General features: G+C 73.9%; 1 protein-coding gene. It reads right to left on the reverse strand.

Annotated features, from left to right (window positions below; translation table 11 throughout):
* Positions 1–10,072: non-ribosomal peptide synthetase (locus tag QH283_RS11300; RefSeq protein WP_280502964.1), on the reverse strand; the 10,072-nt coding region annotated here is incomplete at both ends.

Consider the following 10,072-nt stretch of genomic DNA (forward strand, 5'->3'; position numbering starts at 1 on the left):
GCTGCCCCCCCCCCCCGGCCCGCGCGCCCCCCCGCCCGGCGCCCCCCCGCGGGGGGGGGGGGGGGCGGGCCCCCCCCCCCGGGGCCCGGCGGCGGTCCCGGTCGCGTCGGTGCCGGTCAGGGCGGCGGCCAGTGCCGCGACGGTGCTGTGTTCGAACACGGTGCGCACGCCGACGCTCACCGACAGCGCCGCGCCGAGCCGGGCGGCGAGCTGGGTGGCGGTCAGCGAGTTGCCGCCGCGGGCGAAGAAGTCGTCGTCGAGGCCGACCTCGCCGGCGGGCAGGCCGAGGACCTCGGCGAACACCTCGGCCACCGCGAGCTGGGCCGGTGTTTCCGGCGCCCGGAAGACGGCGGCTTCGAAGACGGGCTCGGGCAGGGCGTCGCGGTCGAGCTTGCCGACCGGGGTGAGCGGCATGCGGTCGAGGACGACGACGGCGGCGGGCACCATGTAGGCGGCCAGCGAGCGGGCCGCGTGCGCGGTGAGCTCGGCCTTGTCGAGGTGACGGCCGGGTTCGGCGACCACATAGGAGACCAGCGAGACGGCGCCGTCGGGACCGGTGTGGCCGAGGGTGACGGCCTCGCGGACGTGGTCGTGGGCGGCGAGCACGGCGTCGATCTCGCCGAGTTCGATGCGCAGGCCGCGCACCTTCACCTGGTGGTCGGTGCGGCCCAGATACTGCAACCGGCCGTCGGCGGTCCAGCGGGCGAGATCGCCGGTCCGGTAGAGCCGTTCGCCGGGCGCGCCGTAGGGGTCGGCGACGAAGCGTTCGGCGGTCAGGCCGGGACGGGCGTGGTAGCCGCGGGCCAGGCCCGCGCCGCGCAGGTACAGCTCACCGGCGACCCCGGCGGGCACCGGACGCAGGCCCGCGTCGAGCACGACGGCGGACATGTTGGCCAGCGGCACGCCGAGCACCACGGGCCGTCCCGGCAGCAGCGGCGGGCTGACGGTGGCGACGATGGTGGTCTCGGTGGGGCCGTAACCGTTGTGCACGGCGCGGCCGGCCGCCCAGGTGTCCACTGCGTCCTGACCGAAGCCCTCGCCGCCGATGATCAGGTGCCCGAAGGCGGGCAGGCGGGCGGGGTCGAGGGTGCGCAGCACCGACGGGGTGATGAAGGCGTGGGTGACCTCGGTGGCGGCCATGAACTCGGTGAGCTCCTCGCCGCCGAACACCTCGGGCGGGGTGAGGTACAGCGTGCCGCCCTCGACCAGTGCGAGCAACAGTTCGAGCATGGCGGCGTCGAAGCTCGGGGAGGCGACGCCGAGCACCCGGGCCGCCGAGGTGACCGCGTACCGGTCACGCTGGGTGCGCGCGACTCCGGCGATGCCAGCGTGGGTGACCAGCGCGCCCTTGGGCAGGCCGGTGGAGCCGGAGGTGTAGATCATCCAGGCCGGGTTGGCGATCCGCACCGGCCGCACGAGTTCGTCGGCGGCGATGGGCGCGGAGCTGGTGTGGCGCAGCCGGTTCGAGGTGGCGGGCGCGTCGAGCACCACCCACTCGGTGTCCCCGGGCAGGCCGGCGCGGACGGCGTCCAAGGTCAGGCCCTGGACCGCGCCGGAGTCGGTGAGCATGTGGGTGATGCGTTCGGGCGGATAGGTGGGGTCGACCGGGACGAAGGCCGCGCCGGTCTTGGCGACCGCCCACAGCGCGAGCTGGAAGCGGGCCGAGCGCGGGATCGCGATGGCCACGATGTCCTCGGCGCCGATGCCGTGCCCGATGAGCATCCTGGCCAGGCGGGCGGACTGTTCGTCCAGTTCGCGGTAGGTCAGGCGGGTGTCGGCGTCGACCACCGCGAGTCCGTCCGGGTTTGCCGCGACCGCGCCTGCCAGCATGTCGGCCAGCGTGCACGGCGGGGTGGCAGGCCCGTACCGGTCGAGCAGGGCGGCGCGTTCGCCGGGGGCGAGCAGTTCGGCCGCGCCGACGGGCCGCTCGGGCGCGGCGGTGAGTTCGCCGATCAGACGGCCGAAGCGGCGCAGCAGACCGGCCGCGGTGGCGGCGTCGAAGAGGTCGGCGGCGTATTCGATCTCGACGGCGAGGTGCCCGTCGGCGTCGGGTTCGTCGGCGACGGTGAACTGCAGGTCGAACCGGGCCACGGTCTCGGCGAACTCGACCGGGGACAGCTCGAGGCCGGGCAGCGCGACCGCGCCCCGGTCCAGGTTCTGGTAGTTGAGCACCACGGTGAACAGCGGGTGGCGGGCCGGGTTGGCCGGCACGCCCAGTTCCTCCACGACGCGCTCGAAGGGCACGGTGGCGTGGGCGAACGCGCGCAGGTCGGCGGCGCGGGCGGCGTCGATCAGCTCGCCGAAGCTGCGCCGGGTGTCCACGGGGGTGCGCAGGGCAAGGGTGTTGACGAACATGCCGACCAGGTCGTCGAGGGCGGCCTCGCCTCGGCCGGCGACGGGGGTGCCGACGACGATGTCGCCGGAGCCCGACAGCCGGGCCAGCAGCACCGCGAGCGCCGCGTGCACGACCATGAACGGGGTGGCCTCGTGGTGGCGGGCCAGCTCGGCGATCCTGGCGTCGAGCGCGCCGCCGAGCCTGCCGCGCACCGTGCCGCCGCGGTTGGTGGCCACCGGCGGGCGGGGGCGGTCGGTGGGCAGGGCCAGCTCGTCGGGGACGCCGCGCAGGGTCTCGCGCCAGAAGGACAGTTCACGCTCGGCGGCGGCGTCCGCGGCGGCGGGCAGCCACAGCGCGGAGTCGGCGTACTGGGCGCGCAGCGGCGGCCAGGCGGGTTCGGCGCCCGCGGCGTCGGCGAGGTAGGCGGCCACCAGGTCGCGCAGCAGCGGGCGCAGCGAGTAACCGTCGGTGGCCAGGTGGTGCAGCACGGCGACGAGCACGCGGGTTTCCCCGGATTCGCGCAGCAGCACCGCGCGCACCGGCACCTCGGCGGTGACATCGAATCCCGCGCCGAGGAATTCGGCGATCCTGGTGTCCAGCGCGGCCGGGTCGACGTCCTCGACGGCCAGGCGGACGGTGTGCTCGTCCGCCGCGAGGATCACCTGGTGGCCGGTACCGTCCTCGCGCTGCGGGTAGTAGGTGCGCAGGCTCTCGTGGCGGGCGAGGACGGCAGCGAATGCGCGCGCGAGCCGATCCTCGTCGAGGTCGCCGGTGAGGCGGACGGCGAGCGGGATGTTGTGCGCCGGGGATCGCGGGTCGAGGCGGTTGAGCAGCCACATGCCGCGCTGCACCGGCGCGAGCGGCAGGATCTGCGGGCGCGGTCCCGCCACCAGCGGGACCACCACCTCACCTGCGCCGGTCTCGGCGGTGAGCGCGGCGGCCAGACCGGCCACCGTCGGCTGTTCGAACAGCAGGCGCACGGGCACCCGCCTGCCCAGGTGCTCGCCGACGCGGGCGAGCACGCGGGTGGCGCTGAGCGAGTTGCCGCCCAGGTCGAAGAAGCTGTCGTCGACGCCGGCGCGGTCGACGCCGAGCACCTCGCGGAACACCTGGGAGACCAGGCGTTCGGCGGCGGTGACCGGGGCCAGGTAGTCGCCGGAGTCGAAGACCGGCTCGGGCAGGGCGGAGCGATCCAGCTTGCCTGAGGTGTTGAGCGGGAACTCCTCGACCGTCAACAGGGCCGAGGGGACCATGTACGCGGGCAGCGCGGCCCTGGCGGCGGCGCGGGCGCGCTCCACCAGTTCGGCCGGATCGGCGGCGCTCTCCGCGCCGGGCAGCAGATAGCCGACTAGGTGGTCGCCGAGCACGCGGGCAGCCGCCTGGGCGACGCCGGGCACGGCGGCGAGCACGGCCTCGATCTCGCCGAGTTCGATGCGCTGGCCGCGGAACTTCACCTGGAAGTCGGTGCGGCCGAGATAGACCAGTTCGGCGGTGTCGCCGCTGGTCTCCCAGCGCACCAGGTCGCCGGTGCGGTACATGCGTTCGCCGGTGGTGCTGAACGGGTCGGCCACGAAGCGGTCCGCGGTGAGCGCGGGGCGGCCGTGGTAGCCGCGGGCCAGCTGGACGCCCGCCAGGTACAGCTCACCCGCCACGCCGGGCAGCGTGGGGCGAAGACGCGAGTCCAGCACGTAGACACGGCTGTTCCACTCGGGGTTGCCGATGGGCATGACCACCCGCTCGGTCTCGCCGGTGACCTCGCGGTAGGTGATGCTCACCGCGGCCTCGGTGGGGCCGTAGAGGTTGTGCAGGGCGGCGGTGGTGACGGCGCCGAAGGCGCGGACGGTCTCGGCGGGCAGGGCCTCGCCGATCACGAACACCGTGCGCAACGCGGTCAGGGCGGCGCTCTCCCCCGATTCGGCCACGTGGTCGGCGAAGACGCCGAGCATGGTGGGCACGAAGTCGGTGACGGTCACCCCGTAGGCGCCCATGACCTCGGTCAGGTAGGCGGGATCGCGGTGGCCCTCGGGGGCGGCGAGCACCACGGTCGCGCCGACGCGCAGCGGCAGGAAGTAACCCCACAGCGAGACGTCGAAGGTGGTGGCCGTCTTCTGCAGGTACACGTCGTCGGCGCCGAGCCGGTACTGCGCCTGCATCCAGGTCATCTGGTTGACGATCGCGGCGTGGGAGACGCTGACTCCCTTGGGCTTTCCGGTGGAGCCGGAGGTGAAGATCACGTAGGCCGGGTGCGCGGGGGTGAGCGCGCCGAGGCGTTCCCCTGCGGCGATCGGCTCGCCGGAGCAGTCGCCGAGGTCGATGCTGTCGACGGCGACGACCGGTCCGGCGAAGTCGATGTCCACGTCGTCGCGGTCGGTGGTCAGCAGGACGACGGGGTCGGCGGTGTCGAGGATGTGGGCGATGCGCAGCGGCGGGTGGTCGGGGTCGATCGGCACGTACGCGCCGCCCGCCTCCAGCACCGCGTACATGGCGACCACCAGGTCCACCGAGCGCCGGATCGCCAGCGCCACCAGGCTTTCCGGGCCGACTCCGAGTCCGATGAGGTGGCGGGCCAGGCGGTTGGCGCGCTGTTCGAGTTCGCCGTAGGCGAGCACGACGGCGGGCGCGCCGTCGTCGGGGACGAAGACCAGGGCCGGGTCGTCGGGGGTGGCGGCGGCCTGGGCCTCGAACTCGTCGAGCAGCAGCTCGGCCAGCGGGGCGGTGTGCGCCGAATCGTTCCACTCGGTCACCACGCGCGCCAGCTCGCCCGCACCGAACAGGTCGATGTCGCCGACCGCCACGTCCTGATCGGCGACGACGGCGCTCAGCAGCCGCAGGTAACGCTCGGCCATGGTGCGCACGGTCGGCTCGTCGAACAGGTCGGTGGCATAGGTCCAGCGCAGCGACCGTTCGGCGACGGTCAGTTGCAGGTCGAAGCGCGACACCTCGTGGTCGACGCGGTGTTCGGCGACGGTGACGCCGGGCAGCTCGACCGAGATCGGCTCCAGGTTCTGGAAGAACAGGGCGACCTGGAACAGCGGGTGCCTGGCCTCCGAGCGCGGCGGGTCGAGCACCTCGACCAGCCGTTCGAAGGGCACCTCGGCGTGGGCGAAGGCGTCGAGGTCACCCTCGCGGACCCGGCGCAGCACGGTCGCGAAGGTGTCGGCGCCGTCGATTCCGGTGCGCAGCACCAGGGTGTTGACGAACATGCCGACCAGCTCGTCGAGGCCGCGATGGCCGCGTCCGGCGATCGGAGCGCCGACGGCGATGTCGCCGGTGCCCGACAGCCGGGCCAGCAGCACGGCCAGCGCCGCGTGCACGACCATGAACGGGGTCGCCTCGTGGCGGGTGGCGAGCGCGGTGACGGCGGCGTCGAGATCCTCGGGCAGCGGCACGACCACGCTCGCGGCGCGGTGCGAGGCCACGGCCGGGCGCGGCCGGTCGGCGGGCAGGTCGAGCTGGGCGGGCAGGCCGCGCAGGCGGTCCCGCCAGAACGCCAGCTGGGTGGCGATCAGCGAGTCCGGGTCGGTCTCGTCGCCGAGCAGTCCCCGCTGCCACAGCGCGTAGTCGGCGTACTGGACGGCCAGGTCCGGCCAGGCGGGGGCGGCGCCGGTGACGCGGGCGGTGTAGGCGGCGGCGAGGTCGCGCGCGAGCGGACCCATGGAGTAGCCGTCGGCGGCGATGTGGTGCACCACCAGGGCGAGCAGATGCTCGCGCTCGGACAGCCTGGCCAGGCCGACGCGCAGCGGGACCTCGGCGGTCACGTCGAACGGCTCGGCGACGAGGGCGGCCAGCGCGGCGGCCGGGTCGGCGCCGTCGAGTTCGGTGACGGCCGGGGTGTGGCCGGGGGCCAGGATCACCTGGTGGCCGACGCCATCGCGGTCCGGGTAGACGGTGCGCAGGGTCTCGTGCCGGGCGACGAGATCGGCCAGGGCCGCGGTGAGCGCGGTGCGGTCGAGCTCGCCGGTGAAGCGGATGGCGACCGGGATGTTGCCAGCCGTCTCCTGCGGGTCGAAGCGGTTGAGGAACCACATGCGCTGCTGGGCGGGCGAAAGCGGCACGATCTCCGGGCGCGGTCCGGCGGTCAGGCGCGGGCGCGGCGGGGTCGCGGCGAACTCGGTCGCGCGGGCGGCGAGCCCGGCCACGGTGGGGGCGTCGAAGAGCAGGCGCACCGGCAGGTCGGCGGACAGCTCCTCGCCGAGGCGGGCGACGGCCCTGGTGGCGCTGAGCGAATTGCCGCCGAGGGCGAAGAAGTCGTCGTCGGCGCCGATCCGTTCCACGCCGAGGATCTCGGCGAAGACGGCGGCGACGGCGAGTTCGGCCTCGGTCTCCGGGGCGCGATAGGCCGCGGCGGCGAGCACCGGGTCGGGCAGGGCCCCGCGGTCGAGCTTGCCGGAGGAGTTGAGCGGGAACTCCTCGAGCAGCACGAAGGCGGACGGGACCATGTAGGCGGGCAGGCGCTCGGCCAGCGCGGCGCGCACGGCCTCGGTGAACAGGGCGTCGGCGTCGTCCGCGGAGGCTTGCTCCGGGGCACGCAGGCCCGCGGTGAGTTCGGCGGCCACGGCGGTGGCGGCGACGACCGGCGTGGCCGCGCTGTCCGGCAGGGCATGGCGGTCGGGGGCGACCAGGTAGGCGACGAGCATGTCCTCACCCGAGGCCGCGGCGCGCACCAGCACCGCGGCGCGATCGACACCGCGCAGAGCAGTCAGAGCCGCTTCGATCTCGCCGAGCTCGATACGCAGGCCACGCAACTTCACCTGGAAATCCGTGCGGCCCAGATACTCCAACTCACCAGCGCGATTCCACCGCACCAAGTCCCCGGTGCGATACATGCGAGTACCCGCCGGACCATACGGATCGGCCACGAAACGATCCGCCGTCAGATCAGGACGGGCGACGTAGCCGAGGGCCAGCTGGTCACCGGCCAGATACAACTCACCCGGCACACCGACCGGCACCGGACGCAGCCGCGCGTCCAGCACCAGCACCCTGGTGTTGAACACCGGACGCCCGATCGGCACCGCATCCACATCGGCGTCGACGACCTCGTGGAAGGTCACGTCAACCGCCGCCTCGGTGGGACCGTACAGGTTGTGCACACGCGTGCCCAGCAACTGCCGGGCACGCTGAGCCGTCGACGCGGGCAGCGCCTCGCCGGAGGCGAACAACCTTCTGAGCGAACCGATCCCGGCAGCGGCCGGATCCGCCAGGAACACCGCCAGCATGGACGGCACGAAATGCACCGTCGTCACCCGCTCGGTGCTGATCAACTCGGCCAGGTAGCCGGGATCACGATGACCATCGTGCCGGGCCAGCACCAGACGAGCGCCGACCTGCAACGGCCAGAAGAACTCCCACACCGACACATCGAACGTGGCCGGGGTCTTCTGCAACACCACATCATCGGGACGCAAACCGTACTGATCCTGCATCCACACCAGACGATTCACGATCGCCCCGTGCGGCACCGCCACACCCTTTGGCCTGCCGGTGGAACCGGAGGTGAACAGCACATAGGCCGGGTGCCCGGCACGCAACGGAGCACGACGATCCGCATCGGTGAGCGGAGCGTCGGCGAAGCCGGAGAGGTCGGCTAGGTCGACGCGCAGCTGCCTGGCGCCCTGGACGGGCAGGTCGGCGCCCGCGGTCAGCACGCACACCGGACGCGCGGTGCGCAGCACGTACTCGGTGCGCTCGGCCGGGTGCTCGGGGTCCAGCGGCAGATAGGCGCCGCCCGCCAGCACGGTGGCATACATGGCCACCACCAGATCGGCCGAACGCCGCATGCCGAGGCCGACGGTGGCGCCGGGGCCGACGCCCTCGGCGACGAGCAGGCGGGCCAGCCGCCGCGCCTTCGACGCCAGTTCGGCGTAGGTGTGGCTGTCCGCGCCGCTGGTCAGCGCGACCGCGCCGGGGGTGCGGGCGACCTGGCGGTCGAACAGCGAGGCCAGGGTGTCGGTGGGGGCGGCGACGGTGTGGGCGGTGTCGTTCCAGGTGCCGAGCACCGCGGCACGCTCGGCGGCGTCGAGCAGCTCGATGTCACCGACCGGGCGGGCCGGGTCGGCCACGGCGGCCGCCAGCAGCCGGACCAGCCGGTCGCCGAAGGAGCGCACGGTGGCGGCGTCGAACAGATCGGTGGCGTACCGCAGCAGCGCGCGCACGGCGGTGCCCGCCTCGGTGGCGTACTCGGTGAGTTCCAGCGCCAGGTCGAACTGGGCGATGCCGCTGTCGAGCGGGAACGGCGCCACCTCCAGCCCGGGCAGGCGCAGCACGGTGTCGTCGCGGTGCTCGTAGGTGAGCAGGGTCTGCACGATCGGCGAATGTGCCTGCGAGCGCACCGGGTTCAGCTCCTCGACCAGGCGGTCGAAGGGCAGCTCGGCGTGGGCGAAGGCGCGCACGTCGGCCTCACGGACCCGGGCGAGCAGGTCGGCGAAGGACCGGTCGGCGGGCACTGGGGTGCGCAGCACGACGGTGTTGACGAACATGCCGACCAGGTCGTCGAGCGCCTGCTCGGCACGGCCGGCGACGGGCGTGCCGATCGCCACGTCGTCGGTGCCCGCCAGCCGGGCCAGCAACGCGGCGTAGGCGGCGTGCAGCACCATGAACGAGGAGACGTTGTGCGCGCGGGCCAGATCGGCGACGGCGGCGGTGAGGTCGGCGGAGAGATCGAACTCCACCGTGGCGCCGCGCCCGGAGGCCACCGGCGGACGAGGCCGGTCGGCGGGCAGTTCCAGCACCGGGGCCAGACCCGCCAGTTCGGTGCGCCAGTGCGCGAGCTGGCGGGCGAGCAGCGAATCCGGGTCGGCGGGGTCGCCGAGCACGGCGTGCTGCCACAGCGCGAAGTCGGCGTACTGCACCGGCAGCGGCTGCCATCGCGGGGACGTGCCCGAGCTGCGGGCGGCGTAGGCGGTCATCAGGTCGCGGGCCAGCGGCGCGATGGACACGCCGTCGGCGGCGATGTGGTGGACGACCGCGACCAGCACGTGCTCGTCGCCGTCCACCCGGAACAGCCGCGCGCGCACCGGCGGACAGGTGCGCAGATCGAAACCGGCGGAGAGGAATTCGAGTACCGCCCGCTCCGGTTCGGCGGCATCGGCCGGGGTGAGGTCGGGGCGCTCGGCCCGCTCCCTGATCACCTGGTGCGGGCCCTCGGCGTCGGCCGGGAACACCGTGCGCAGCGATTCGTGCCGGTCCAGCACGTCGGCGAAGGCGGATTCCAGTGCGGCGACGTCGAGTTCGCCGGTGAGCCGGATGGTGAGCGGGATGTTGTAGACCGGGGAGTCCGGGTCGAGGCGGTTGAGCAACCAGATGCGCGTCTGGGCGTGCGAGAGCGGGATGCGCTCCGGGCGCGGCGCCGCGACCAGCGCGGGACGCGGGGCGGCCGAGGCGCTCTCGGCGATCCGGGCGGCGAGCGCGGCCACGGTGGGCGCCTCGAAGATCTCCCTGACGGTCAGCGCGGCGTCCAGGGCGGCGTTGGCGCGGGCGACCAGGCGCATGGCCAGCAGTGAATTGCCGCCGAGGGCGAAGAAATCGTCGTCGGCGCCGACGCGCGCGCCGTCGCCGAGCAGGTCGGCGATCAGACCCGCCAGCACGGTCTCCACGCCGGGGCGCGGGGCCCGGTAGGCGGTGGTGGCGGCGGTGAACTCGACCGGCGGCAGGGCCTTGCGGTCCAGCTTGCCGACCGTGGTCAGCGGCATCTCCGCCAGCACGACCAGGTGCGCGGGCACCATGTAGCCGGGCAGG

This window comes from Nocardia farcinica (assembly GCF_029867845.1).
GTDB classification, from domain to species: domain Bacteria; phylum Actinomycetota; class Actinomycetes; order Mycobacteriales; family Mycobacteriaceae; genus Nocardia; species Nocardia farcinica_A.